The organism is Gordonia sp. DT219, from assembly GCF_049847065.1.
In the GTDB taxonomy this organism is placed as follows: domain Bacteria; phylum Actinomycetota; class Actinomycetes; order Mycobacteriales; family Mycobacteriaceae; genus Gordonia.
Map to the genome: position 1 here is coordinate 54985 of NZ_JBNCNR010000008.1, position 26833 is coordinate 81817.

Annotated in this window: 23 protein-coding genes and 1 pseudogene; 14 read left to right on the forward strand and 10 right to left on the reverse strand. The window is 68.1% G+C overall.

From position 1 onward, the window contains the following. The first annotated feature begins 31 nt into the window (after positions 1-31). Entirely contained in the window at positions 32-736 is a 705-nt protein-coding gene (locus tag ACPXB3_RS11965) for a TetR family transcriptional regulator (RefSeq protein WP_425727726.1), read from the forward strand. A 10-nt stretch (positions 737-746) separates the two neighbouring features. Here the strand turns inward: ACPXB3_RS11965 and ACPXB3_RS11970 are convergent, their stop codons facing one another. After that, on the reverse strand, positions 747-1997 hold the full coding sequence (locus tag ACPXB3_RS11970) for an MCE family protein (protein WP_425727727.1): 1251 nt from the start codon (positions 1995-1997) through the stop codon (positions 747-749). Positions 1998-2300: 303 nt separating this feature from the next. On the opposite strand from ACPXB3_RS11970, the gene ACPXB3_RS11975 reads away from it, so the two are divergent. Further along, a complete protein-coding gene (locus tag ACPXB3_RS11975) occupies positions 2301-3341 on the forward strand; it encodes a L,D-transpeptidase family protein (protein ID WP_425705162.1) in 1041 nt (346 codons plus the stop codon). A gap of 99 nt (positions 3342-3440) precedes the next feature. On the opposite strand, the pseudogene ACPXB3_RS11980 reads toward ACPXB3_RS11975, so the two are convergent. Together ACPXB3_RS11980 and ACPXB3_RS11985 are read right to left on the reverse strand one after the other, a co-directional pair. Beyond that, positions 3441-3662: pseudogene (locus ACPXB3_RS11980) on the reverse strand (PIG-L deacetylase family protein); the annotation flags it as partial. Between the two features lie 34 nt (positions 3663-3696). Next, the gene (locus tag ACPXB3_RS11985; protein WP_425705099.1) at positions 3697-5097 is read right to left on the reverse strand and encodes a class II fumarate hydratase; all 1401 of its coding nucleotides are present in this window, start codon (positions 5095-5097) and stop codon (positions 3697-3699) included. Positions 5098-5302: 205 nt separating this feature from the next. On the opposite strand from ACPXB3_RS11985, the gene ACPXB3_RS11990 reads away from it, so the two are divergent. After that, positions 5303-6346 carry a type IV toxin-antitoxin system AbiEi family antitoxin domain-containing protein gene (locus ACPXB3_RS11990; protein WP_425727728.1) on the forward strand — a complete coding sequence of 348 codons (1044 nt, stop codon included), beginning with the start codon at positions 5303-5305 and terminating at the stop codon, positions 6344-6346. A 59-nt stretch (positions 6347-6405) separates the two neighbouring features. On the opposite strand, the gene ACPXB3_RS11995 is transcribed toward ACPXB3_RS11990, so the two are convergent. After that, positions 6406-8106, reverse strand: coding sequence for a fumarate hydratase (locus ACPXB3_RS11995; RefSeq protein WP_425727729.1), 1701 nt, complete (start codon positions 8104-8106; stop codon positions 6406-6408). Between the two features lie 77 nt (positions 8107-8183). Beyond that, the gene (gene glpX / locus ACPXB3_RS12000; RefSeq protein WP_425705096.1) at positions 8184-9179 is read right to left on the reverse strand and encodes a class II fructose-bisphosphatase; all 996 of its coding nucleotides are present in this window, start codon (positions 9177-9179) and stop codon (positions 8184-8186) included. A gap of 163 nt (positions 9180-9342) precedes the next feature. Between glpX and ACPXB3_RS12005 the strand changes: the two genes are divergently transcribed. Beyond that, a complete protein-coding gene (locus ACPXB3_RS12005; protein WP_425705095.1) occupies positions 9343-9915 on the forward strand; it encodes a DUF4245 domain-containing protein in 573 nt (190 codons plus the stop codon). A 28-nt stretch (positions 9916-9943) separates the two neighbouring features. On the opposite strand, the gene ACPXB3_RS12010 is transcribed toward ACPXB3_RS12005, so the two are convergent. The 3 genes from ACPXB3_RS12010 to ACPXB3_RS12020 are packed head-to-tail and all read right to left on the reverse strand — an operon-like array spanning position 9944 to position 12229. Next, positions 9944-10231 carry an exodeoxyribonuclease VII small subunit gene (locus tag ACPXB3_RS12010; protein WP_425705094.1) on the reverse strand — a complete coding sequence of 96 codons (288 nt, stop codon included), beginning with the start codon at positions 10229-10231 and terminating at the stop codon, positions 9944-9946. Beyond that, a complete protein-coding gene (gene xseA / locus ACPXB3_RS12015; RefSeq protein ID WP_425727730.1) occupies positions 10228-11484 on the reverse strand; it encodes an exodeoxyribonuclease VII large subunit in 1257 nt (418 codons plus the stop codon). The genes ACPXB3_RS12010 and xseA overlap by 4 nt, the downstream gene beginning before the upstream one ends. Positions 11485-11515: 31 nt before the next feature. Next, a complete protein-coding gene (locus tag ACPXB3_RS12020; RefSeq protein ID WP_425727731.1) occupies positions 11516-12229 on the reverse strand; it encodes a lipid droplet-associated protein in 714 nt (237 codons plus the stop codon). Positions 12230-12281: 52 nt separating this feature from the next. Here ACPXB3_RS12020 and ACPXB3_RS12025 point away from each other — a divergent pair, with 52 nt between their 5' ends. After that, the gene (locus ACPXB3_RS12025) at positions 12282-13235 is read left to right on the forward strand and encodes a 4-hydroxy-3-methylbut-2-enyl diphosphate reductase (RefSeq protein WP_425727732.1); all 954 of its coding nucleotides are present in this window, start codon (positions 12282-12284) and stop codon (positions 13233-13235) included. Positions 13236-13239: 4 nt separating this feature from the next. On the opposite strand, the gene mycP is transcribed toward ACPXB3_RS12025, so the two are convergent. Together mycP and eccD are read right to left on the reverse strand one after the other, a co-directional pair. Next, positions 13240-14661, reverse strand: coding sequence for a type VII secretion-associated serine protease mycosin (mycP, locus tag ACPXB3_RS12030; protein WP_425727733.1), 1422 nt, complete (start codon positions 14659-14661; stop codon positions 13240-13242). Next, positions 14662-16203, reverse strand: a complete 1542-nt coding sequence (eccD, locus tag ACPXB3_RS12035; protein ID WP_425727734.1) for a type VII secretion integral membrane protein EccD — start codon at positions 16201-16203, stop codon at positions 14662-14664. A gap of 122 nt (positions 16204-16325) precedes the next feature. On the opposite strand from eccD, the gene eccCa reads away from it, so the two are divergent. The 9 genes from eccCa (at position 16326) to ACPXB3_RS12080 (ending at position 26829) form a co-directional block, all read left to right on the forward strand. Beyond that, positions 16326-20519, forward strand: coding sequence for a type VII secretion protein EccCa (eccCa, locus tag ACPXB3_RS12040; RefSeq protein ID WP_425727735.1), 4194 nt, complete (start codon positions 16326-16328; stop codon positions 20517-20519). Further along, on the forward strand, positions 20516-21856 hold the full coding sequence (locus ACPXB3_RS12045; RefSeq protein ID WP_425727736.1) for a type VII secretion-associated protein: 1341 nt from the start codon (positions 20516-20518) through the stop codon (positions 21854-21856). The genes eccCa and ACPXB3_RS12045 overlap by 4 nt, the downstream gene beginning before the upstream one ends. Positions 21857-22059: 203 nt before the next feature. After that, positions 22060-22503, forward strand: coding sequence for a 50S ribosomal protein L13 (gene rplM / locus ACPXB3_RS12050; RefSeq protein WP_425705086.1), 444 nt, complete (start codon positions 22060-22062; stop codon positions 22501-22503). Next, entirely contained in the window at positions 22500-23102 is a 603-nt protein-coding gene (gene rpsI / locus ACPXB3_RS12055) for a 30S ribosomal protein S9 (protein WP_425705085.1), read from the forward strand. The genes rplM and rpsI overlap by 4 nt, the downstream gene beginning before the upstream one ends. A gap of 1 nt (position 23103) precedes the next feature. Next, positions 23104-24432, forward strand: coding sequence for a phosphoglucosamine mutase (glmM, locus tag ACPXB3_RS12060; protein ID WP_425727737.1), 1329 nt, complete (start codon positions 23104-23106; stop codon positions 24430-24432). An 11-nt stretch (positions 24433-24443) separates the two neighbouring features. Continuing rightward, positions 24444-25157 (forward strand): HAD family hydrolase, encoded by a 714-nt coding sequence (locus ACPXB3_RS12065; RefSeq protein WP_425727738.1) that lies wholly within the window; start codon positions 24444-24446, stop codon positions 25155-25157. Between the two features lie 163 nt (positions 25158-25320). Beyond that, positions 25321-25641, forward strand: a complete 321-nt coding sequence (locus ACPXB3_RS12070) for a hypothetical protein (RefSeq protein ID WP_425705082.1) — start codon at positions 25321-25323, stop codon at positions 25639-25641. Next, positions 25634-26572: a hypothetical protein gene (locus ACPXB3_RS12075; protein ID WP_425705081.1), complete on the forward strand. Its 939-nt coding sequence runs from the start codon at positions 25634-25636 to the stop codon at positions 26570-26572. The genes ACPXB3_RS12070 and ACPXB3_RS12075 overlap by 8 nt, the downstream gene beginning before the upstream one ends. Continuing rightward, positions 26569-26829: a hypothetical protein gene (locus ACPXB3_RS12080; protein WP_425705080.1), complete on the forward strand. Its 261-nt coding sequence runs from the start codon at positions 26569-26571 to the stop codon at positions 26827-26829. The genes ACPXB3_RS12075 and ACPXB3_RS12080 overlap by 4 nt, the downstream gene beginning before the upstream one ends. Positions 26830-26833 lie beyond the last annotated feature (4 nt).

Here is a 26833-nt window from a genome sequence, read left to right on the forward strand (position 1 = left end):
GGGTCGATGGAGCCGGTGAGAAGATGACGGTATGACTGCACGTGACACGACGAAGCGACCGGGCGACGACTCGTTGCCGCCGCTCGCGGTGACCGACGGGGAAAAGGCTCCGCCGGTCACCGCGCGCGGCGAACGCACCCGGGCGGCACTGATCACGGCGGCCCGACGGATCTTCGAGCGTGACGGATTCTCCGATGCCCGGCTGACCGACATCACCGCCGAGGCGAAGTGCTCGACCGGGACCTTCTACACCTATTTCGACAGCAAGGAGGAGATCCTCGACGCCGTGCTGGCCCTTGCACATGAGGACATGCTCCACCCTGGACTTCCGCACGTGGAGACCCGCGCGCAGGATGATCCGTATGCGGTCCTCGAGGCGGCCAATCGCGCATACTTCGAGGCGTACAAGCGCAATGCGAAGCTGCGCCTCGTCCTGGAACAGGTGTCGGCCAACATCCCGGAGTTCCGCGAGAAGCGCCGCCGGCGCGGACAGGTGTTCGCGACCCGAAATGCCCGGCACATCAAGGACCTTCAGGACCGCGGTCTCGCCGATCCCGACCTCGACCCACTCGTGGCCGCGACCGCATTGTCTGGCATGGTGTCGCGGATGGCATATCAGGCCTTCGCCCTCGGCGACTACGCCGACCTCGATCAGATGGTGGTCACCGCAACGCGGTTGTGGGCCAACGCCATCCGGCTGCGTGGGCCCGAGGAGCCGGGCGTCTCAGAGTCCTGACGCGCGATGGTCAGGATGTCGGTTGCACGCCCAGGAGTGCTGCGAGCTGGCGTGCCAGCGGAGCGAGGTCGAGGCGATCGGGATCCTTCTTGGGCGTCGAATCCCACGGCTGAGCGGTGTCGGGATTCGCGAGGGCGACGCGGTCGGCGCTCCGTACCCCGCTGGTGCTGCCGAAGGGCGCCGTGCACGAGGCGTCGGTGTTGAACGGGAAGTCGTCGTAGCGGATGTCGAAGCGCGGGTTGCGGCGCCTCACGTCGTCGATGATGCGTTGGGTGCTCTCGTAGCCGCGGGTGCAGGTCGGCGGATTGTTGGTCTCCAGGACGATGCCGAAATGGATCTGTCCGTCGCCCGGTGCGGTGGAGTGGCTGCCCGCCGAGAGTTGTGACAGCATCGCGAAGGTCAATGACGTGGTGTAGGTGGCCGGCGCGATGGTGCGCGTCACCGAGGCGAGGTCGTGGACGACCTTCGCGGCGTCACCGCCGTTGCGCTGCACCAGTTGTGAGATCTGACTGGCCGACGCGGTGCCGGTGGTCAGCAGCCGGCGCAGGTCGGGATCGGCGGCCGACAGCGTCGCAGTGATCAGATCGAGTCCGCGCGACCACGTGAGGATGGCATCGGATTGCTCGGCCTGCGTGGCCAGTACGGTATTCGCGTCCTGAATGAGCCCGACGGTTGCGGGCAGGTTGTCGGCGCCGGCCCTCGACAGCGTCGAGAGTGAATCGACGAGCCGGGTCAGGTTGTCGGACTGTCCGCCCAGTGCCCTGCCCAATTCGGTGATGACGGTGTGCAGGTCGTCGAGCGGTACCGAGTCGGCGAGCCGGATCGTCGAGGCCACCACTTGGTCGAGCGGTGGTGGCACCGACGAGGTGGAGATATCCGCACCGTCATGCAGGTATGTGCCATCACCGCGTGTCGGTTGCAGGTCGACGTATTGCTCGCCGATGGCCGAGCGATTGGCCACCACCGCCGTGGCCGACGCCGGGATCCGGGATGCACTCGAGTCCAGTTGCAGTTCCACGTCCACGCCATCGTGGGTCAGGCGCAGCGGGCCGACCCGGCCGACCGGCACGCCCAGATAGGTGACCTCGGCATTGGTGAAGATCCCGCCGGAGTCGGGGAGGTGCATGGTGACCGTGTAGACGCCGACACCGACGAGACGGTTCACATGGACGAGCCGAAAGCCCGCGACGACGCTGATGACCAGCCCGATGACGACGATGGCCGCGATCTGCAGGCGCGCAATCCGACTCAGCGGAGGCATAGATGAGGACCGACCCTTCCGGCCCGCATCTGCGGAGCCGACGAAACCCTACTCGTGGGTAAAGGTGCGGTACCAGGGGTTTGTGGGCAACGTCGGGAGGCGTTGCGGCTATGACGTACGGCATGGAACGGCCGTGGCTTACTCCACGACACCCGACGGCCACCCAGATCCACGGCGGTGAAGTCGCGCTTCGCCCGCTTCCGCGGTGGTAATCAGATCCATGCCGCACCGTGACCATCGCGAGATTCACGGGCTCTTGCGCTTTGCCACACTGGTGTGGTGCAGAAGTTACTGAAGAGACCACTGGGATTCCTGGGACTATTGGTGCTTGCGGTGATGGCTGCTTTCGCCGGCGGGGCCGGATACGCCGCCGCCGCACCGGCCGCGCCGACAACAGGAACGACCACGCCAACAGGAACGACCACGCCAACGGGTACCACAACGCCCTCGGCCACTCCGCGTCTGACGCTGCCCGAGGGCATCAGCATTCCGCGCAGCGGCATCCCCGCACTCGACACCATCCTGAACTCCCTGGCCGGCACCGGATCTTCCGGCAATGTTCCGGGCGCGGAGCAGACGAGTCAGATGATCGTGGTGACGGCACCGAAGGCGAGCGACCAGACGGCGTCGTTGACCGCCTTCGAACGGGAGGCGAGCGGGAGCTGGAAGCCCGTGTTCGGCCCGACCAAGGCCTTCCTGGGCGAGTTGGGAATGGGGCAGCCGCAGGACAACGTGTACCGGACACCTGAGGGCACCTTCGCGTTGGACCAGGCCTTCGGCCGACTGGCCAACCCAGGTACCAAGATGCCGTACTTCCAGGCGACCCAACAGGATTGGTGGGACTCCAACATGAAGTCGCCCACCTACAACACCCATGTCCATCAGGCCCAGACCCCCGGTGGCGACAGCGAAAACCTCTACGGCGCCGGCTCGGCCTATGACTACGCGGTGAACATCGCCTCCAACCCGCAGCGCGTCCCGGGCAAGGCGTCGGCGATCTTCCTGCACGCCAGCACCGGTGAGCCGACGCAGGGTTGCGTGTCCATCGACAAGGGCGTGCTCCGCAACGTCCTCAAGTGGCTCGATCCGGCCAAGCATCCCAAGATCACCATCGGGGTCAACCAGAGTGCACCGTCGAGCACCGCACCGCAGAGCACAACTCCGCAGAGCACGACTCCGCAGAGCACGACACCGCAGAGCACCACACCGGGCACCACCACGCCGCAGAGCTCGACGCCGACGATTCCCGGTGATCTCACCGGACTCCTGGGCGACGAATCGCTGACCCAACTGCTCAATCAGCTGGTCGGAATTCTTCCGTCGTTGCTCGGCACCGGTGGCTGACAACCCAGATCGAATCGTGAAGTGACGAGGCGCCGTCGTCGATCCCGCCGGGATCGGCGGCGTCGCCGTTTGTGGTGCCCACCGTCTGTGCGCCCGATGTCATGCGCCGGCGCAGGTCGGCGCGAATGCCACCGCCCGCCGGCCACCGAAGTCGCCGCGGGCAGCGGTCACCCTGTCGATCTGAGCCCGCGCCTGCTCGGCGACCGGTGTGTCGGGGTCGAGTACCTCCACGTAGACGTGATGTGCGGCAAGAGATCTCGTCGCGGCATCGATCTCGTCGGACACCTCGACCGCATGCGTTGCCCGCGGCCCGTTCTCGAACTGCCCCGAGGGCGCGGTGGACGGGTCGGGCGGATCAGCGTTCATGATCCAGGTTGGCCATCTTGAGGACGTCGAGACGCTTGTCGAGTTCGGCTTCGCTGAGTTTGTCGCCGATGAGACCACGGTCGATGACCGTCTGCCGGATCGTCTTGCCCTCTTTGATGGCCTCCTTGGCGACGGCGGCGGCCTCCTCGTATCCGATCGCCGAGTTGAGTGGCGTCACGATCGACGGTGAGCTCTCGGCGAGGGTTCGCAGTTGGTCCTCATGCGCGACGAGTCCGGCGATACAGCGGTCGGCGAACAGACGGGAGACGTTGGCCAGCAACGTGAGCGACTCCAGCACGTTGCGGGCCATCATCGGGATGTACACGTTGAGTTCGAAGGCGCCGTTGCCGCCCCCCCAGGTGACCGCCGCGTCGTTGCCGATGACCTGTGCGGCCACCTGCGTAACAGCCTCGGGCAGAACGGGGTTGACCTTGCCGGGCATGATGGAACTACCCGGCTGCAAGTCGGGGAGGCTGATCTCGCCGAGTCCGGTGAGCGGTCCCGACCCCATCCAGCGGACGTCGTTGGCGATCTTGGTGAGCGAGACCGCGACCGTCTTCAGCTGACCCGACAACTCGACGAGGCCATCGCGTGCGGCCTGCGCCTCGAAGTTGTCGGCCGCCAGCCGCAACGCGTCGACGTCGGTGAGCTTGCGCAGTTCGGCGACGACCCTGGTGCCGAAGCCGGCGGGCGCGTTGAGGCCGGTGCCGACCGCGGTACCGCCGATCGGCAACTCGCCGACACGGGGCAGCGTCGTCCGGATGCGCTCGATGCCGGCCTCGACCTGACGCGCGTATCCGCCGAACTCCTGTCCCAGCGTCACCGGCACCGCATCCATCAGGTGGGTGCGGCCACTTTTGACCACCTCACGCCACTGATTCGACTTATCCCGCAGTGCCAGTCGCAAATGGTCGAGCGCGGGGACGAGATCGCTCACCGCGGCCTCGGTGGCGGCCACATGGGTGGCGGTGGGGAAGGTGTCGTTGGACGACTGCGACATGTTGACGTGGTCGTTCGGATGTACCTCGACGCCATGGGTTTTCGCGATCGACGCGATGACCTCGTTGGTGTTCATGTTCGAGCTGGTACCCGACCCGGTCTGGAACACGTCGATGGGGAACTGGTCGTCGTGACGCCCGTCGGCGATCTCTTTCGCGGCGGCGATGATGGCGTCTGCCTTGTCGGCGTCGAGCAGTCCGAGGTCCTTGTTGACCTGTGCGCACGCGGCCTTCAGCAGTCCCATCGCACGGATCTGGGTGCGCTCGAGCGGACGGTGGCTGATCGGGAAGTTCTCCACCGCGCGTTGCGTCTGTGCTCGCCACAGCGCTTCGATGGGCACCTTGACCTCGCCCATGGTGTCGTGCTCGATGCGGAACTGCTGCTCGGTCATGTGATGCATTCCTCCGGTGTCGACGGTGGCGAACCCCAAACCACGCTACTCGGCGCCATTCCGGGATGCTTGCCGGGTCAGTGCCGTATTTCGATGTCGCCGAGTGGCACCGAAGTACGGCACAGGCCGTGCGCAGCGTCGAAGTTGTGCACAAGTTCCGCTCGGCAAGGGGTTGTCGGTGTCGGCGGCGGTCACACTGTGCGACATGACGGTGGAGGACGTGCGTGATGACCGACCGGTGGCATCGCCCGACATGGCTCTCCTCGGCGAGCTTTTCGACCGGCAGGAGGGCGTCGTCGCGCGCAGGCAGGTGATCGAGTGCGGATACTCGGCTCCGTTCATCCGCCGCAAAGTTCGGCGCAACGAGTGGGCCGTCGTGTACCCGGGTGTCTATGTGGACCACACCGGTCCGCTCACCTGGCAGCATCGAGCGTGGAGTGCCGTACTCGACGCCTTTCCTGCGGCGCTGAGTCATGTATCTGCCGTGTCCGGCGGTCATACATCGGCCGTGTCCGGCGGTCATACATCTGCCGTGTCCGGCGGTCATGCATCGGCCGTGGACGACGGGCAGCGCGCGCCGTCGGAGCCGATCCACATCGTGGTGGATCGCGCCCGACGGGTGACACAACGGTCCGGCGTCGTCGTGCACTACGGGTCGGGACTCGACGACAAGGTGTTGTGGCATGCGCAGCCGCCGCGCGTGCGTACCGAGGAAGCGCTACTCGACATCGTCGGTGCAACGTCGTCCGAGATGAGTGTCGTCGCGTGTCTTGCCGATGCGGTCGGAGCGCGCAAGACCACAGCGGATCGGCTCCTCGTGGCGGTGCGACGCCGGACGCGGCTGCGTCACCGCGCCTTTGTCGAGAAAGTTCTTTGTGACGTCCGCGACGGCACCTGCTCGGTGCTCGAGCGCGGCTACCTCACGAGAGTCGAACGCGCGCACGGACTTCCGTCGCCGCAACGGCAGGCTCCGACGACCGCGGATCGGCGCGGACTGCGTGATGTCGACTACGGCGAGTGGGGAGTGGTCGTCGAGCTGGATGGGCGCGCCTGGCATGACTCTGCGCGGGACCGCGACCGCGACATGGAACGAGATCTCGACGCCGCGGTCGGCGCAGCGCGCCTGACGCTGCGCCTGGGCTGGGGGCAGGTGTACGACCGACCCTGTGTGACGGCGCGCAAGGTGGCACGCGCGCTGAGCGCGGGCGGATGGACGGGCTCGGCGAGCCGGTGCGCACGGTGCCCGTAGACGATTCAGTGCCGTAGATCGGTGTCACCTGGTGGCACCGATCTACGGCACAACGGTTTTCAGCGCTCCCGGGAGCGGACCCGCACGCCGTTCAGCGGCACCGTCACCGAACCGGAGGGGTCGGTGAAGAAGTCGTTGCCCTTGTCGTCGACGACGATGAACGCCGGGAAGTTCTCGACCTCGATCTTCCAGACGGCCTCCATACCCAGTTCGGGGTATTCGATGACCTCCTGGCTCTTGATGCAGTCGAGGGCCAGGCGTGCGGCCGGACCGCCGATCGAGCCGAGGTAGAAACCCCCGTGCGCCGCACAGGCATTGGTGACCTGCTTGGACCGGTTGCCCTTGGCGAGCATCACCATCGAACCGCCCGCGGCCTGGAACTGCTCGACGTAGGAGTCCATGCGTCCGGCGGTGGTCGGGCCGAACGATCCCGATGCCATGCCTTCTGGCGTCTTGGCCGGCCCGGCGTAGTAGACGGGATGATCGCGCAGGTACTCCGGCATCGGCTCGCCGGCGTCGAGGCGTTCCTTGATCTTGGCATGTGCGATGTCGCGGGCGACGACGAGCGGCCCGGTCAGCGAAAGTCGGGTCTTCACCGGGTAATTCGACAGTTCGGCGAGGATCTCGGGCATCGGCCGGTTCAGATCGACCTCGACGACCGCGCCGCCCTCGATGTCCTCGGCTACCCCGGCATCCGGCATGTACTGGGCCGGATCGGTCTCGAGTTGTTCGAGGAAGACGCCGTCGGCGGTGATCTTGCCCAGGGCCTGACGGTCTGCCGAGCACGACACCGCGATCGCCACCGGGCATGACGCGCCGTGACGCGGCAGACGCACCACCCGGACGTCGTGACAGAAGTACTTGCCACCGAACTGTGCGCCGATACCGAAGGATTGCGTCAGCTTGAAGACCTCGTCCTCGAGCTCGACGTCACGGAAGCCGTGTGCGGCCATGGAGCCCTCGGTGGGTAACGTGTCGAGATAGTGCGCCGACGCGTATTTGGCTGTCTTCAAGGCGAATTCGGCCGAGGTGCCGCCGATGACCACCGCAAGGTGATAGGGCGGGCAGGCCGCGGTACCCAGGGACCGGATCTTCTCGTCGAGGAACTCCAAGAGCCGCTTGGGGTTCAGGATCGCCTTGGTCTCCTGGAACAGGAACGACTTGTTGGCGCTGCCGCCGCCCTTGGCCATGAACAGGAACTTGTACTCCGGCCCCTTCGGTCCCTGTTCGGTGGCGTAGATCTCCACCTGCGCAGGCAGATTGGTGCCGGTGTTCTTCTCGTCGTAGGTCGTCAGCGGGGCGAGCTGCGAGTAGCGGAGGTTGAGCTCGGTGTACGCGTCGTACACGCCCCGGGAAATCCATTGGGCGTCATCGCTTCCGGTTAGCACACCCTCGGACTTCTTGCCCATGATGATCGCGGTGCCGGTGTCCTGGCACATGGGCAGCACACCGCCGGCGGAGATGTTGACGTTCTTGAGGAGGTCGAGCGCGACGAAGCGGTCGTTGCCCGACGCCTCCGGGTCGTCGATGATCTTGCGCAGCTGTGCCAGATGCGCCGGCCGCAGGTAGTGGCTGATGTCGTGCATCGCCTCGGCGGTCAGCTTCTCCAGTGCTTCCGGCTCGACTTTCAGGAACTCCTGGCCGTTGACTTCGAACGTGGAGACCCCGTCGGTCGTGATCAACCGGTAGGGGGTCTCGTCGGCTCCGGAGGGCAGCAGGTCGGCATAGCGGAACTCCGGAGCAAGGGCTGGTTCACTCACGCGACGATGTTATCGGCGCCCGGCCCTCATTCAGCCGGTAAGGCTGCCCTAACCGACCCGTCGATGTGCCGTCGGTCTCAGATGCTCACGCCGGCATACTCGCGCAGCTTGGCGGGCCGGTGGACGGCCTCGATACGCCGGATGGTGCCCGACTTGGACCGCATGACCAGCGAGCGGGTGGTTGCACCGCCCGGACGGTAGGTCACCCCGCGCAGCATGTCGCCGTTGGTGACGCCGGTGGCGCAGAAGAAGGAGTTCTCCCCGCTGACCAGGATGTCGTTGGTCAGGATCCGGTCGAGGTCGTGTCCGGCGTCGATGGCCTTCTGGCGCTCTTCGTCGTTGCGGGGCCACAGCTTGCCCTGGATCTCGCCGCCCATACATTTCATCGCGACGGCGGTGATGATGCCCTCGGGGGTGCCGCCGACACCCATCAGCATGTCGACGCTGCTGTAGTCGCCGGCCGCCGCGATCGCGCCGGCGACGTCGCCGTCGGAGATGAGGCGGATCTTCGCGCCGGCCTGGCGGATCTCGCCGATCAGGTTGGCGTGGCGGGGACGATCGAGAACGACGACCGTCAGGTCGGCGACGTCGATGCCCTTGGCCTTGGCGACCGAGTTGATGTTCCACTCGACCGACTCGTCGATGTTGATGGCGCCCTTGGCTTCCGGGCCGACAGCGATCTTGTCCATGTAGAACACCGCGGACGGGTCGTACATGGTGCCGCGCTCGCTGACGGCGATGACCGCGATCGAGTTCGGGCGGCCCTCGGCCATCAGGGTGGTTCCGTCGATCGGGTCGACCGCGACGTCGCAGTCGGGGCCGGTGCCGTCGCCGACCTCTTCGCCGTTGAACAGCATCGGCGCCTCGTCCTTCTCGCCCTCGCCGATCACGACGACGCCGCGCATCGAGACGGTCGAGAGCAACTGGCGCATGGCGTCGACGGCAGCGCCGTCACCACCGTTCTTATCGCCGCGACCCACCCAGCGTCCGGCGGCCAGGGCGGCGGCCTCGGTGACTCGTACCAGCTCCATCGCCAAGTTGCGATCGGGGGCCTGGGGGGTGGCTTCGGTCATGTCTTCGACTCCTCGGCGTGCGGCGATGCGGTGGTCCCATCCTCGCATGTCATGTCGATGCGCTGGTCACCGCCCTGCGCCGCACCCGAGCCGCCGCGTCGTGCGCGGGCAACGACGGTGGGCGATTGCCGACCGCGGCGTGCCGACTGGAATACTGAGCGCCATGGCCCAGAAACCGCGCTACCTGATCAGCGGTAAGGACATGATCTGGTCGATCATCCCGCTGCTCGTGATCTGCGCGATCGTCGCCATCGCGTCGGGGAACTGTTCGGTGGGCCTCACCGGCACGGCCGCCGACGACCGGACCAACCCGTTCGACGTCCAGAGCGCCCTGCTCGCCGACTCGCAGACGATGCCGTTCCCGATCCGCAAACCACCCGATCCGGATGGCTGGAAGCCGAATTCGGGCAGCCGGGAGAATGTGTCGGGGCATGTGGTGAGCAACGTCGGCTGGATCACCGGCCACGGCAGCTATCTCCAGCTCACCCAGACCGATGCGTCCGAGGACGATCTGGTCGATCACCTGGCCGACGGTTCGCACGTGGCCTCCGGCAGCGGTACCCGCGAGCTCGGTGGTCATCAGTGGGTCACCTACAGCACCACCGGCGACAACAAGTTCTGGATCACCGACCTCGGGACCGCGCGGATCGCGATCCTGTCGGCCGGCCCCGATGACGACATGGCCGCGATGGCGACGTCGGTGCTCGATCAGCAGCCGCTGCCGGGCCGCGGCTGAGACCCGGCCGGGTCGGGTCGGGACGCGGTCAGTCCTCGTTGTCCGCTGTGTCGCTGTCGGTATCCGTACCGTCGTCGAGCACCGATTCGATCCGTTCGCGCGCCCCGGTCAGATGCGCTTCGCAGCGATCGGCGAGCGCTTCACCACGCTCCCACAGCGACAGTGACGCATCGAGGTCGAGCCCACCACGTTCCAGGGTCGCCACCACCTCGGCGAGTTCGTCGCGGGCCTGTTCGTAACCCAGCTCGGCCACCGGGATGGGTCCGTCTCCGGAACCTTCGACGTCGGAGTTCTTCGGTGTCGGTTGCGGACTCACTGTTCCTCCTGGTTGTGGGCCGGTTCGGTCGCGGTCACCTGCGCGTGGATCGAGCCGTCGGCGACCCGGATACGCAACTGCGACGCATCCGGGAGTTCGTCGACCGAGTCGAGGACGTACGGCGGGTCGGCGTCGACGCGCTGCACCACTGCGTAGCCGCGGGCGAGGGTCTGGGCCGGGCCGAGTGTGGCCAGCCGGGCCGCGAGATGTTCGGTCCGGCGGCCCTCGGTATCGACGTGGCGGATGAGGTCACGGCGCGCATCGGCCCGCAGTCGCTCGACGCGTTCGGTATGCCGGTCGAGGATCGAGAACGGGTCGGCCAGGACCGGCCGGTTGCGCAACCCGGCGAGCACCCGGTCCTCGCGATGCACCCAGTTCCGCAGGGCGCGTGCGCTGCGGCGGCGCAGCACGGCGATCGCGGCGAGTTCGGATTCCACATCGGGTACCGCCCGCTTGGCGGCATCGGTGGGCGTGGCGGCGCGGACGTCGGCGACGAGGTCGAGCAGCGGGGTGTCGGGTTCGTGGCCGATCGCGCTGATGACCGGGGTGGTGCAGGTGACCACCGCGCGCAGGAGCGCCTCGTCGGAGAACGGCAGCAGATCCTCGACGCTGCCGCCGCCGCGGGCGATGATGATGACGTCGATCTCGGGGTGGGCGTCGAGTTCGCGCAGGTGGGCGATGATGCGGGGCACCGCAGTGGGGCCCTGCACGGGGGCGTCGCGAACGTCGAAGCGTACGGCCGTCCACCGCGCCGACGCCACCGACACGACGTCGCGTTGGGCGGCGCTCGAGCGACCGGAGATCAGGCCGATCGTGCGTGGCAGGAACGGCAGCGCTCGTTTGAGTCGAGGGTCGAACAAACCCTCGGCGGCCAGCAACTGCCGGCGCCGTTCGATGCCGAGTAGTAGCTGACCCACGCCGATGGGCCGAATGTCGGTGACGCGCAACGAGATCGAACCACGGCCGGTGTAGTAGCTGGGGCGCCCCAGCATCACCACATGTGCGCCGTCGGTGATCCGAACCTCGCTGCGCGCGAGCAGGTCCGGGCTGCACGTCACCGAGATCGAGATGTCGGCGGCGGGATCGCGCAGCGTCAAAAAAGACGTGCGCGTGCCGGGTCGCCTACTGATCTGGGTCACCTGACCCTCCACCCAGATCTGCCCGAGCCGGTGAACCCAGTCGGCGATCTTGGTGTTGACCGTGCGGACCGGCCACGGGTTGTCGGCAGAATTCGCCGACCCGCCGCCGCTCACGCGGACCGTCCGCGCCGGTGTTGCGACGCGATCACTTCGATGGCGTGCGCTTGTTCTGGGCCGAGGTGATCCGGTTGTCGATCATGGTGACGAACGGCGCCCGGTTGCGGGTGGCCTTCTCGTAGTCGAGCAGCGTGCCGAGATCTTCGGCACCGACCGAGCGCAATTTGGCCCGTAACTGGGCGAGGGTCAGGTTGTCGTACTCGGTGTACTCCACGACTTCCGGCACAGGTCCGCCGCCGGTCGGCGCGGAAGATTCGGTGGTCTCGCTCGACGAGGCGATGACCTCGTCGGGCGCCGAGGAGTAGAGGGCGAAGCGTCCTGTATCCGAGCGCGGGGAGGACGCTGCGGTGGCGTCTTCGGGGGTGCTGTCGTCGGGGCTGCTGTCGGCGGCATCGGCGGTGTCGGGATCGTCAGCTGCGGGGCCGTTGCCTGCAGGTCTGCGGCCGTCGAGGTGGTGGCTGGTCTCGATCGGGACGACGGTGTCGGTGACATCGGTCTCGTCCTCGTCGAACCGGGCCCACGCCGGTTCCTCGGTGGGGCGGTCGAAGATCGACTCCAGTGCCGCATCGCCCTTGATGGCCAGTTCGGCGATGCCCTGCTGGGCACGCATCGCCAGTTGCAGTGTCTCGCTGACCGCGGTAACCGGCAGCGTGACGAGCAGCGTCGGCAGTCTGCGCGTCTCTTCGACGGCCGTGACAACGAGACCTGCGGCGATACGGGCCGGATAGGGAGCACGAACCATGTGTTCACTCTGCCATCTCGTGGCGGTCTCACCAACACGTACCCTGGGTGCCATGACTGAGTCCAAGCGGGTCCTGCTCGCCGAACCGCGGGGATACTGCGCCGGCGTCGACCGCGCGGTGGAGACCGTCGAACGCACTCTCGACAAGCATGGTGCGCCGGTGTACGTCCGCAAGGAGATCGTGCACAACCGGCACGTCGTCGAAACCCTCGCCGAGCGGGGAGCCATCTTCGTCGGGGAGACCGACGAGGTGCCCGAGGGGGCGATCGTCGTCTTCTCCGCGCACGGGGTGTCCCCGGAGGTCCACCGTTCGGCCGCGCAGCGCAGCCTGCGGACCATCGATGCGACGTGTCCGCTGGTCACCAAGGTGCACCAGGAGGCCAAACGGTTCGCGCGCGACGACTACGACATCCTGCTCATCGGCCACGAGGGGCACGAGGAGGTCGAGGGCACCGCGGGCGAGGCGCCGTCGCACATCCAGCTCGTCGACGGCCCCGATGCGGTCGACAAGGTCGTCGTACGCGACGAGTCGAAGGTCATCTGGCTCTCGCAGACCACGCTCTCGGTGGACGAGACGATGGAGACCGTGCGGCGGCTGCGCGAGCGTTTCCCCGAACTGAACGATCCGCCCAGCGACGACATCTGTTACGCGACCCAGAACCGGCAGGTCGCGGTGAAGGCGATGGCGCCGGACTGCGATCTGGTGATCGTGGTCGGGTCGAAGAACTCGTCGAACTCGGTGCGTCTGGTCGAGGTGGCGTTGCAGAACGGCGCGTCGGCGGCCCATCTGGTCGACTACGCCCGCGAGGTCGACCCGGCTTGGCTCGAGGGCGTCCGCACGGTCGGTATCACCTCGGGCGCGTCGGTGCCGGAGGTACTGGTACGTGGGGTGATCGACTTCCTCGCCGAATACGGCTTCGACACCGTCGAGAAGGTCAGCACCGCCGAGGAGACACTGACCTTCGCCCTGCCCCGCGAATTGCGGCCGGCGCGAACGGCGAAGTAGCCGTTCAGTATTCGTCCGGGTCGAGCTTTCGCACCCGGCGATACGGCAGTGAGGCCGCGAGCATCGCGGCCACCAACGCAACACTGATACCCGCACCGGCGAGCGCGACGTTCCGGCCGGTGTGATCGGCCGGCGGCGGCTCGACCGGCGCCGCGATCATCCTGGGCGCGGCCGGATCGGCGGTTGCGCCGTCGGGAAGTTCGGCGGTCAGCGCGGCCACGGCATCGATGACGCCGTGACCGATCACCTGATCGTGTCCGGTACCCGGAGCATGTGCCGTCCGGATGATCCGTTCCATCACCTGTCTCGCCGACAGCTGGGGGTACCGGGCCCGGACCAGGGCGACGGTCCCCGCGACGAACGGCGTCGAAAAGCTGGTCCCCAGCAACGGAAGTGGACCGGAACCGCCTTGTTGTGCGTGGACGAGACCGCCTCCGTGAGGCGTGCTGTCGAGGCTGACGATCCCGGTACCGGGCGCGGCCACATCCAGCCACGGACCGTGCAGACTGAATGCGCTCGGCGCGCCGGTGCCGGCGTCGACCGATCCGACGGCGAGAACGTAGGGCGAGAACCAGGCAGGACTCGCTACGGTGCCCACCGACCCCCAGCCGTCGGCGTCACCGGGCATCGGCGGCGGATTCTGCTCGCCACAGGCGGAGCCCTGCGACAGATTGCCGGCCGCGACCACCACGACCACGTTGCGTTCATAGGCGTGGCGGACCGCCGCACCCAGGCCCCGATCGGCCGGCCGGGCGCTCGCCGGTGCACACGCCACCTCGGAGATGTTGATGACGGTCGCCCCGAGGTCGACGGCGCGGACCACCGCGCTGGCCAGCGTGCCGACCGAGCCGTACCCGCCACCGACGGCCGGATCGGTGTCTTGCCGACGACGGTCCTTTGCCTCGAATGCATTGCTGGACTGGCGAATCGAGATGATCGACGCGTCCGGCGCGACGCCGGTGAATCCGTCGTCGGGTGACGGGGTGGCGGCGATGATCCCCGCGACCAGGGTGCCGTGCGCGTCGCAGTCGGACAGTCCGTCACCGGCCGCGACATAGTCACCACCACCGCGCAGCCGCGGCAGACGGGGATGGGGGGTGACGCCGGTGTCGATGACCGCGACCCGTTGCCCGGCGCCCCGGGAAAATCGCCACGCCTGTTCGAGATTCATCATCTGCTGCGCCGGGGACGGCCGCGTCGCCGCGGAAGTGGTGACCGGCCGCGCACACAGGGTGCGTTGTTCGGTGGGTTCGGGCGGGGCGACGGGGACCGCGCCGATCAGCGCGCCGGGATCCACTCGCGGCGGATCGATGGCGAGTGCCGGCCCGGCGCCGAGTGCAGCGCACAGCCCGATCGACGTGAGGACGGCCGCCAGCACGAACGGCAGGCGGCGGCCACGGCCGGAAGGGTCACGCGAGCAACGCATCTAGATGTCCCGAACCGTCTGATACAGATCGAGAATCCAGACGAGCAGGGGCACGATCACCACGATCAGGGCGTATTCGCCGAGCTCGGCGAGCCGGCGTAGCACTGGCGAGAACTCGTGACCGGGTGCAAGGACACCCAGAACGAGAGCGAGAACGAGAAGCGTTGTGGCGACCGCGAATCCGATGAGCGGCCACCAGCCCCCGGCGACGGCGAGAGAGCCGAGGACGACTGCGAGCGTCAGACATCCGCCGATCACCAGGATGCAGGCCTGCGCGAGATCGCTGTGCGAGCGGCCCCGCAGGCACAGCACGACCGCGATGATCGCGGCAAATACGCAGGATTTGGCGTCGACCCCGTTCCACGGCATACACGAGATCACCGCCGCGGGAGCGGTGATCGCGCTCGCGCCGGCGATGATCCCGGTCAGATATGCATTCGCGAGGTACGAACGACGTTCCAGCGCGTCGGCTTTGGGGAGTGCCATGGCGCCGATCGCGCCGATACCCTCGATCGTGGACACGGGTTCGGCGTCGTCGAGATCGAGCGGGGCGCCGGCGGTGGGCACGGGCGGTAGCGGAAGTTTCGAGAGCACGATGGTCAAGCGCGGAGCCTGGGCGATGACGAGCAGCCCCACAGCCGCGCTCACCGCCGCCACACTGCGTGGCGAGGTGTCGACGAACAGGCCGGCCAGCGTGGCCGCGCCACCGAGCACAGCCCCGGTCAGCAGCGCGCTGTGCAGCACCGGCCCGGCCGCACCGAGCCGGTAGCAGACCACGGCGGTCAGCGTCACGATCGCGAAACCGAGGGCCATGTGCGCGGCGCCGAAAGGGCCTGGCACTGCCAGCATTCCGGCCACGAAGGCCGGCGGTGCGGCGGCGGCGGCCAACACCGTCGCGGTGGCCGGGTCCCGGTACTGACGGGCCACGATCGCCGACGCGGTGATCAGTGCGAGGACGCTCAGGGCGGCGGGGATGGCCGGCCAGAGGGTGTTGCCCTCCAGCCGGGTGCCGGTCAGGGCGACTGCGCCGACGATCGACGCCAGGATCGCTGCCCCGAAACCCAGGATCCGGGCCGCCTGCGGCGACCAGTTCGCGAAATGCGACTCGTTGAGTCGGGCGACGGCGTCGACGACATCGTCGAACAGCACCGGCGAATCACCGGTCCGCGTCGACGTCACCATCAACAGATCACCGTCGCGCACACCGGAATCGGCCAGCGAATGGTTGACCGACAGGGGTGGCTGCCCGATGCGGGAAAGGGTCCAGTGGGCGCGTCCGCCATCGGAATGACCGCCCGCCATCTCCGGATCGGTGTCATCAGGATCCTGGCGTCGCGGATTGCGGGATTCGATCTGCGCGACGAGGTCACCGATCAGGGCCGCGACAGGTATCGCGGCCGGGAGTGCCACATCGAGTTGGGTGTTGCCGCCGAGTACCGAGACGCGGACCAGCGCCGGTTGGATCGACACGGTGCCCGACCCCGCCGATCCTGGCGCGGTGTCGTCCGCGCGGATCGGTGGCCGGGTATCCACAGATGACATTTCGCCCTACCTCCCCCTTGATTCGCAGTTACCATAACCGCACGCTCGGCCCGGAGTGTGCTGTCCATCGAGACCGGTGGATAACCCGGCGGCCGGCGTGGGGGATCGAGGAGGGGGAGACGGTGACGACGACCGATGGTTTCGTGCGGCGGCCACGGATCACACCACCGCGCACGCCCGGTGGCGAACTGAACATTCAGTCGCCACCGGATGTGCCGCGAGTGGTGCCGGGCGGCTTGCTGCTCAAGTTGTTGCCCGTGGTCATGGTCGTCGCGGTCGTCGGCATGCTCGCGATGATGTTCGCGACCGGTGGACGCAACATCCTCACCAATCCGCTGTTCATGATGTTCCCGCTCATGATGCTGATGTCGATGTTCGGAATGTTTGCCGCCGGCGGCCGGGGTGGTGGGAAGAAGGCAGGCGAACTCAATGAGGAACGCAAGGACTACTTTCGCTATCTGGCCGGCCTGCGCGCCCAGGTCGGCGACACGGGTCAGGCGCAGCGCGCGGCGCTGACCTGGAGCCACCCCGATCCGCGGACCATTCCCGACGTCGTGGGCACGCGCCGGATGTGGGAGCGGCGGCCGGCCGACCACGACTTCGCACACGTACGGGTCGGGGTGGGCACCCAACGCCTGGCCACGCGTCTGGTCCCGCCGGAGACCGGTCCGCTCGAAGATCTCGAACCCGTGTCGATGGTCGCGTTGCGCCGGTTCATCCGGACCCACTCGGTGATCCACCGACTGCCGACCGCGATCTCGCTGCGTGGATTTCCGGCGATCAATATCGAAGGTGTTCGCCAGGAGACGCGAGAACTCGTGCGCGCCATGCTCGTCGAGTTGTGCGTATTTCATGGCCCGGATCATCTGCGGGTGGCGGTGGTCACCGCCGATCCGGCCGGCGAGGCGTGGGACTGGGCGAAATGGTTACCGCACGTGGGCCATCCGGCGCTGGCCGACGCACTCGGCCCGATGCGGATGGTCTTCCCGACACTGGTGGACCTGGAGACCGCGCTGAGTGCCGAGCTGGCCGATCGTGGACGTTTCTCCCGCTCGGCACCGCCGACGCCGGGCCGTGCACATCTGGTCGTCATCGTCGACGACGGTCGGGTGATCGGCACCGAGCGACTCGTCAACGACGCCGGGATGGAAGGCGTCACCGTCGTGGATCTGACCGCACCCGCGGATGGGCCGGCTGCCCGGCGTGGGTTGCAATTGGTTGTGGCGAGCGGATCGGTGTCTGCCCGAAGTGCTTACGGCATCGAGGAATTCGCGACGATGGATTCGTTGGGCGTCGCCGAGTGCGAGGCGGCGGCCCGTCGGCTGGCGCGATATCGGCCGGCCACCGCGGCAAGTCTGGCGAACCTGGATTCGGGGGCCACCGCAGTGGACCCGGGCCTGCCTGCCCTTCTCGGAATCCCCGACATGTCCCGTTTCGACCCAGAACTGCAGTGGCGTGGGCGTACGGCGCGCGACCGGCTGCGGGTGCCCATCGGCTACACGCCCTCGGGTGGGACCGTCGAACTCGATATCAAAGAGAGCGCGCACGGGGGAACCGGACCGCACGGATTGTGTATCGGTGCGACGGGGTCGGGGAAGTCGGAATTCTTGCGAACCCTGCTGGTGGCGATGCTGGCCACCCATTCACCGGCGGAGCTCAATTTCGTTCTCGTCGATTTCAAGGGCGGCGCCACCTTTCTCGGTCTCGAGCGCAGCCCGCACGTCGCGGCGTTGATCACCAACCTCGAGCAGGAATTGGCGATGGTCGACCGGATGAAGGATGCATTGTCCGGTGAGCTGAATCGGCGGCAGGAGGTGCTGCGCGCGGCAGGCAACTTCGCCAACGTCACCGAGTACGAACAGGCGCGCGCGGCCGGCGCGCCACTGGAACCGATGCCTGCGCTGTTCATCGTGGTCGACGAATTCTCCGAGTTGCTCGCCCAGAAACCCGATTTTGCCGAACTGTTCGTCGCGATCGGGCGGCTCGGACGGTCATTGCACATTCATCTGCTACTCGCCTCGCAGCGGCTCGAAGAGGGCAAGCTGCGTGGTCTGGACAGCCATCTGTCGTATCGGATCGGACTGAAGACGTTCTCGGCCAACGAATCCCGATCGGTCCTCGGCGTCCCAGACGCCTATCATCTGCCCAGTGCGCCCGGCTCGGCGTACCTCAAATGCGATGCGGGAGAGCCGGTTCGATTCAACACCTGCTATGTATCCGGACCGTATCGGCCGCCCGCCACGGCGAGTTCCGATCCGATCGGTGCGGGAGGTGTTCGGCGGCACCGGCTCATGATGTTCACCGCATTGCCCGTGCCGCTGGACACCGCGGACGTGCCGGGGCCGACGGCGAGCGCCGCCTCGGGTGCCGGCGATGCGGCAATGGTGGCAGCGTTGGGCTCGGACGGGGGATCGGTCCTCGACCAGGCGGCTGCCTTACTCGCCGCGGTTCCACCGGTGACCCGCACGGCCACAACCGAACCCACGCCCAACGATGCGCCGCCCGTCCGGCCCGCGGGCTCCTCGGGAACGAGCACGGTCCCGTCGCTGCTGGCGACGCTCGTCGGCCGTATCGCCGGCGCCGGACCCGCGGCGCACGAGGTGTGGCTTCCGCCACTCGAGGTGTCGCCGACCGTCGACGAGCTGGTCGGCGACCGCGACTTCGCGTCTGCGGTCGCGCCCGGCAACCTGCGGGTACCGATCGGCATCGTCGACCGTCCCTTCGACCAGCGACGAGAACTCCACCTGCTCGATCTGTCCGGTGCCGCGGGCAATGTGGCCATCGTGGGTGGTCCGCAGACCGGCAAGTCGACGGCGGTGCGCACGCTGATCCTCGCCGCGGCCGCCACCCACACCCCGGAACAGGTGCAGTTCTATTGCCTCGACTTCGGTGGCGGTTCACTCGCAGGGGTGGCGGGGCTGCCGCACGTGGGGTCGGTGGCCAACCGCGGTGACATGGACGCCGTGCGGCGCACCGTGGCGGAGGTGGCCGCGGTGGTGCGGGCGCGGGAATTGCGGTTCGCGCGGCTCGGTATCGAGTCGATGCCCGACTATCGGGCCCGTCGACGCGCCTGGGCGCAGACGGGCCGGTTCGCATCCGACGACGAACTCGCCGACGATCCACACGGTGATGTCTTTCTGGTCCTCGACGGCGTCGGTGTGCTGCGTGGCGAACTCGAATTCCTCGAAGAGCAGATCGGCGTCATCGTCTCCCAAGGGCTTTCCTACGGCGTTCACCTGGTCGTGACGGCCACACGCTGGGCCGAGGTGCGGCCGGCGATGCGTGACCTGATCGGCAGTCGCGTCGAATTGCGCCTCGGCGATGCCATGGACTCCGAACTCGGGCGCAAGGCGGCATCGTCGGTGCCGCATAATCGGCCCGGCCGTGGGCTCAGTCCGGACGGCATGCATCTGCTGGTGGCGTTGCCGCGGCTCGACGGCGACCCCGCACCCGCGTCGCTCCCGGCCGGCGGACAGCTCGCCGTCGACGCGATCGGCGCTGCGTACGGTGATCGGCGGGCGCTCGCGGTCCGAAAACTCGGCACCGAGATCTCCGCCGCCCAGGTCGCCGAGCTCGTCGCCGATGCCGATGTCACGCTAGCACCCAATCAGGTGGCCATCGGGGTCGGCGAACTCGAACTCGCCCCGGTGATACTGGATTTCACCACTGCGCCACACTTCATGGCCTTCGCCGACGTCGAGCACGGCAAGACCACGCTGCTGCGCACGATCGTCTCCGGCCTGGTCGCCGGATCCACGCCCGAACAGGTGAAGATCGTGCTCATCGACTACCGCCGCACGATGCTGGGGCTGGTCGAGGGAGATCATCTCGCCGGCTATGCGAGTTCGGGCCAGAACGCGACGACCATGATGGCGCAACTCGCCGCGTATTTCACCAAGCGATTGCCGCCCGACGATCTGACGGTGGACGCGCTCAGGGCACGCAGCTGGTGGTCCGGTCCGGACGTGTATGTGATAGTCGACGACTATGACATGGTGGCGACGTCGTCGGGTAATCCGTTGCTGCCCTTGGTCGATCTCGCCTCCCATGCCCGCGACATCGGCATGCACATCGTGCTGGCGCGCCGCTCGGGCGGGCTCGGACGGGCGTTGTTCGACCCGGTCATCGGCCGGCTCAAGGACCTCTCGTCGGACATGCTGCTGATGAGCGGCGACCGTGACGAGGGCTACATCACCGGCCGGACCCGACTACAACGACTGGTACCCGGTCGCGGTGAACTCCTATCCCGTACCCGCACAACGGAAATGATCCAGGTCGCGCGGCCCGGCGCCGACACGCGGGCGGGCGGCCCATGACGTTCACCAGATCCGCCGGTGGGCCGGCAGTCGATGCCGGGGTGCCCGCGCGGCCGGTCGTGATCGATATCGCTTACGGACACACCATGATCGGCGGTGTCCCGGGCCCCGACCTCACCGCCCTGCTGAACGCCATCGACGCCGAGGTCATCGTCGCCGACGGGGTGTCGGCGACCGCCGAGGCGCGGTGGCATGACGTCTTCGCCCGGATCTGCGGCGGCAGTGGCGCGCCGGTGCTCATCGGATATCCGAGCACCTGGGGGCCGGTGCGCAGCGGCGTGCTCGCGCGGGCGGCGGGGTCGCTGCATCCGGCGAGCACGTTCACGCCCCGGGCCATCCTGATCGCCCGCAGCCATGCCGATGTCACCGTGACCCGCTGCGCGGTCGTCGAGACCACCCATGTGCCGGCCCACCGCTCCGACCCGACCGATCCGGGCCCGCCGCGCTGGGATGTGCAGCGGCTGCGTCGGGGCGGCGGTGGCTGGGTGATCGAGGCGTCCGGGGTGCTCGTGCCCAGCGGCGACGGGGCCGCGGACGCGGCGGCGGTCGAAGCACTGATCGACGACGGCATCGAGGCGGTCTATGTCGACGGGGCCGACGGCGGCGACGTCGGCGCTGCCATCAGCCTGATCCTCGAATACGCGGTCGCCGGCCGGATCGTGGCGGTCGATCGCCGGCGGATCGCGCGGTGGGGTGCCAAGGCCGCGCACCCGGTGCCGCTGGACTTCGGTGACCTCGATGCGGAGTTCTTGTCGCCGCCGGAGTCGTCGCGGCGGGGGCGCGGCACCCGGCGGATGCTCGGGGCGGCGGCGGCAGTGATGACGGTCCTCGTCGTGGTGCTGGCCGCGTATGCATGGCTCTCGCAGCGCGGCGAGCAGGCACCGGCCACCGACCGACAGGTGACACAGGGCCGCACCACCGTGCTCATCCCGAGTGGGTGGCAGCGCACCGAACAAGGCCCCGTGAGCGGTGCGCCGGGGCCGGCGGCGCAGTCGCGCGCGGTGTTCGTCGCCGCCGTCGACGGCAGCCGCATCCTGCTCATCCAGAGCCCCGTCCGGTCGGGGTCGACGCCGTCGTCGGTCGCGGTGAGCCTGCGTAACCGGATCGCGCAACGTGGTGATGATGTGGTCAGCGAATTCTCTGCCTCGACGCTCTTCGCCGGCCGCGACGTCATCAGCTACCGCGAGGCACCCGCCTCGGGTGCCCCGATCCGCTGGTACGTCCTCGTCGAACACGATCTGCAGGTCAGCCTGGGGTGTCAGGCCGGCACCGGCGGCGATTCGGTCGACACTCCGTGTGCCACCGCGGTGGCCTCGGTTCGCATCGCGCCACGCTGACCGATCGTGGCTGACGAGACGCGTTTTGACCCTGACCTGGGCGCTCGCGTAGCCTGGATCGCTGGTGCATGGCACCTGTTCGTGGTCGTGCTCGCACAGCGCGGCTGGGCGGGTAGTCGAGGTCCGGGTCCCCACTGGTCGCCGGGAACAACCTCTGCCGTCGTACCCGACCAGCTTCCATGACAAGAGTTGAAGGACCAACTGTGCCTACCTACACCCCGAAGGCCGGTGACATCACCCACGCGTGGCATGTCATCGACGCCACCGACGTGGTGCTCGGCCGGCTGGCCGTGCAGAGCGCGAACCTGCTCCGCGGCAAGCACAAGCCGACCTACGCCCCGCACGTCGACGGTGGCGATTTCGTCATCATCATCAACGCCGAGAAGGTCGTGCTGACCAGCAACAAGGCCGAGCGCAAGCTGAATTACCGGCACTCCGGGCATCCGGGTGGCCTGAAGGTCCAGACGACCGCCGAGTTGCTCGAGAGCCATCCCGAGCGCGTCCTCGAGAAGGCCATCAAGGGCATGCTGCCGCACACCAAGCTCGGAAACGCCATGGCGTCCAAGCTGAAGGTCTATGCCGGCCCGAATCACCCCCACGCGGCCCAGCGCCCCGTCCCCTTCGAGATCAAGCAGGTGGCCCAGTGAGCAACGAGAACATTTCCGACGAGGCCGTCGAGGCCGCCGTGGAGGACGCTGCGCAGGCTCAGGCCGCTGCCGGTGACGACGTCGCGGCCGCCGAGACCGCGGTCGACGAGGCCGTCGAGGCCGTCGGTTCGGCCGAGCAGGCCGCCGACGATTACGACGTCGATGCTGTCGCAGTCGCCGAGCCGTCCCACGATCGCGAACCGGTCGTACTCGACCGCCCGATCCAGACCGTCGGCCGCCGCAAGGAGGCCATCGTCCGTGTGCGCCTGCTCCCGGGCTCCGGTCAGTTCCTGCTCAACGGCCGCACCATCGAGGAGTACTTCCCCAACAAGGTGCACCAGCAACTCATCAAGGCCCCGCTGGTCACCGTCGAGCGCACCGAGTCGTTCGACGTCAACGCCAAGCTCGTCGGTGGCGGCCCCTCGGGACAGGCCGGCGCGCTGCGTCTGGCCATCGCCCGAGCCCTCATCGAGGTCACGCCCGAGGATCGTCCGGCCCTCAAGAAGGCAGGCTTCCTCACCCGCGACCCGCGCGCGGTCGAGCGGAAGAAGTACGGCCTGAAGAAGGCCCGCAAGGCGTCGCAGTACTCCAAGCGCTGACTTGGCACGCCTTTTCGGAACCGACGGCGTCCGAGGCCTGGCCAACGCCGAGCTCACCACCGAGCTCGCGTTGCGCCTGGCCTCGGCCGCCGCGTTCGTTCTCGGAACCGGACCACGCCCGCGTGCGGTCGTCGGCCGGGATCCCCGCGCCTCCGGCGAGATGCTCGAGGCGGCGGTCTGTGCCGGTCTGGCCGCATCCGGTGTCGACGCGATTCGGGTCGGCGTCCTGCCCACCCCGGCCATTGCCTTCCTCACCGCCGATTACGGCGCCGCCTTCGGTGTGATGATCTCGGCATCGCACAACGCCATGCCCGACAACGGCATCAAGTTCTTCGGCGCCGGCGGCCACAAACTCGACGACGAGATCGAGGATCGCATCGCCGCGGCCATGGAGACGGACCTGCCGCGTCCGACCGGTGCAGGTGTCGGCAGGCTCTCCGACGCCCCCGATGCGCCCGAGCGCTACGCCGCGCATCTGGCCGCCGCGATCGCCGTGCGCCTCGAGTCCCTGACGGTCGTCGTGGACTGCGCCAACGGCGCCGCTTCCGAAATCGGACCGCAGGTATATGCCGCGGCCGGGGCGACGGTCATCCCGATCCACGCCGAACCCGACGGCATCAACATCAACGACGGCTGCGGCTCCACCCACATGGGCAAGTTGCAGGCCGCCGTGCTCGAACACGGCGCCGACCTCGGGTTGGCCCACGACGGTGACGCCGACCGTTGTCTCGCAGTCGATTCCACGGGCCAGCTGGTCGACGGCGATCACATCATGGCGATCCTGGCCACCGCGCTGCATCGGCACGGACAGCTACACGAGGGCGTGCTGGTCGCCACGGTGATGAGCAATCTCGGCCTGCACATTGCCATGCGCGAGTCGGGAATCTCGTTGCGCACCACCGCGGTCGGCGACCGATATGTGCTCGAAGAGCTGCGTCGGGGAGGCTATTCGCTCGGCGGTGAGCAGTCCGGTCACATCGTGGTCCCGACGTCGGGAACCACCGGCGACGGTATCCTCACCGGCCTGCTGCTGATGGCCGAGATGGTGGAGAGTTCCGCCCGTCTCGCCGAGCTGGCCACGATCATGACGGTGCTGCCGCAGGAGCTGATCAACGTGCGAGTCGGCGACAAACATGTGGTGGCGCAGGCTGATTCGGTGACCGCGGCGGTCTCCGCGGCCGCCGCCGAGCTCGGTGACGTCGGCCGAATTCTGTTACGCCCCTCTGGTACCGAGCAACTCGTGCGCGTGATGGTCGAGGCGCCGTCCGCGGACCTGGCACACGCCATCGCCACCCGCGTCGCCGACGTGGTCTCGGCTGTCGGCTCATGACGGAGCGGCCGATGCCGACGAGCGACGTCGGCGGCCGAACCCCGCGCGCCGTGTTGTTCGATTTCTCGGGCACCCTGTTCCGCTTCGAGGCACGAGACGAGTGGTTCACCGATCTGCATGACGCGCAGGGCCGGCCGCTCGACGTCGACAAGCAGGCCGAGCTGGTGCGTCGGATGACCCAGCCGGTGGGATTGCCTGCCGACATCGGTGACGATGACCGAAAAGCTTGGGAGCGACGCGATCTCGACCCCGGGCAACATCGGCGCGCCTACATCTCGGTACTGCGCGCCTCGGGACTGGATGTGCCCGGGCAGGCCGAATCGCTGTACGAACATGTCCTCGATCCCCATTCCTGGGTGCCCTTCCCGGACACCGCATCGGTGCTCAGGACGCTCGCGGCGACGCAGATACGTGTGGGCATCGTCAGCAACATCGCGTTCGATCTGCGAAAAGTGCTGTCCCTGAACGGTCTTGGCGGCACCGTGGAGGCGTATGCGCTGTCCTATGAGGTCGGTGTGGTCAAACCCGACCCCCGGATCTTCCGTGCCGCCACCGATGCGCTCGGGATCGACGGATCCGACGCCCTCATGGTCGGTGACAGCGAGGAAGCCGATGGCGGTGCCCGGCTGATCGGCGCTGCCTTCGAACTCGTGGACGACCTGCCGACGGGGCAGCGGCCGACCGCGCTGCGCGCTGCGGTGCGCGCCCACGGCGTCGACATCTGAGGTCCGGCGACATTCGGACAGTCGCCCGCTCGACTTTGCTGCGCGCCGGCGCCGGATACGCAAGAATCGGGCAAGGGAACCATAGCGGGCATCTGCGCGTCCAATGAACGGGTCGACAGCGGGGCCCGGCCAGGGGAGGGGGATGTGAGTGGAGTACTCACGGGTGTCGGTCGAGACCGACGAGGTGGCGGCCGTCGCCGCTTTCTACCGGAAGACCGCCACGGTCCTCGCGGTGGCGGCGGGCGACCTGGACGACCATCGCTTCGGAACCTGGGCCGATGCCGAGGACGACCACGGCGATCTGAGTAGACGGTTCGTCGCGATCGGCCGCGCACTGGCGCAGGGCCTGCGCGCGCAGGCCGACTCGGCTGCGGCCCTGTCCGAAGCCCTCACACGTGGCCTCGACCAGATCCGCGCGGCCGACGACGAGTCCGCACGCACTGTCCGCCTGGCCGGTGGCGACGATGGTGCAGTCCGTGCCTGAGCCGTCGGAAACCCTTGTCGTGCTGCGGGATCGGGCGGTCGCCGGTGTCGAGGATCTGATCTCGGTGCTCTCGGTCGGCCGCGTGGTCGGGGTGGCCGTACCCGCCGATGACGAGGTCCGCTCGGTGCTTGCGCGGATCGGACGGTTCGACGTATCGGGTCTGTCGGCCGACGCGCGACGGTTGGCCACGGCACATCGCGTGGTCGCCGACCAGATGCATCGCCTGCCCGAACAGCAGGTGCGCCTCGATCGCGGCTGGCAGTCCGGGGCAGGTGCGCTTGCGGTGAGCCTGGTGATCGATCATCAGCGCCGCGCCGAAGGCGACCTGTCGGTGCTGCGATCGGTCGCCGATGCGACGAACGCCGCAGCCGGCGGGATCGACCAGATCCTGCGGACCTGGTATCTCACCCTGGCCCGGCTGTCGACGCCGCTGGTGGCCGGGATCGCGCTGCCGGAAATCCCGGCAGCGGTACTGTCCGGACACACCCCGCCCGCGCTCATCGCGGCCGACATCACCTCGCGAATCGGGTTGCTGACGACCACCGCGCACGAGACCCAGCGCGGCATCGAGGCAATCCTCGGAGTCCTCAACCGCTCGGCCGACGACGAGAATCTCTGGTCGCGTTCCCGGCAGTCCGACCCGGCCGGCGGGCGTGCACGGCCCGACGGACGCGAGACACCGCTCGAGGAGAAGCCGACAGCAGGCGCTGTCGGCGCCGAACCTGACGCTGCCGAGGTGAAACCGGGTGCTGTGGAGGTGAGACCGGGCGCTGTGGAGGCCGAACCGGGCGCCGTCGGCGACGTACCGTTCACCCTCGCCACGGAGGAGGCCGGCGTGACCGCGCCCGCTCCGCAATCACCGCAGGCACCATCGCAGGCGCCCAGATCGCAGGCCCCCACCTCCGACCTCGCACTGGCGGGTGAACAGTGAACGCGGCCGAGCAGATCGAACACCTCGCGCGCGGCACCGTGGGCCGTCTCACGATGGCCTCACGTGCATACAGCGCGCTCCAGCAGGGACTGATGGCCGACCTCGACGATCATCACCGCACGCACCGCACCGAGGTACAGCAACTGCGTACCGATCTCGAGACCGCCGCCGACGCGTGCGACAACGCGACCCCGCGAATCCTGTTGCCCGCCGACGTGGCCGAGGCCAGTCCGCACGTCACGACCTCGAACGAATAGGCTG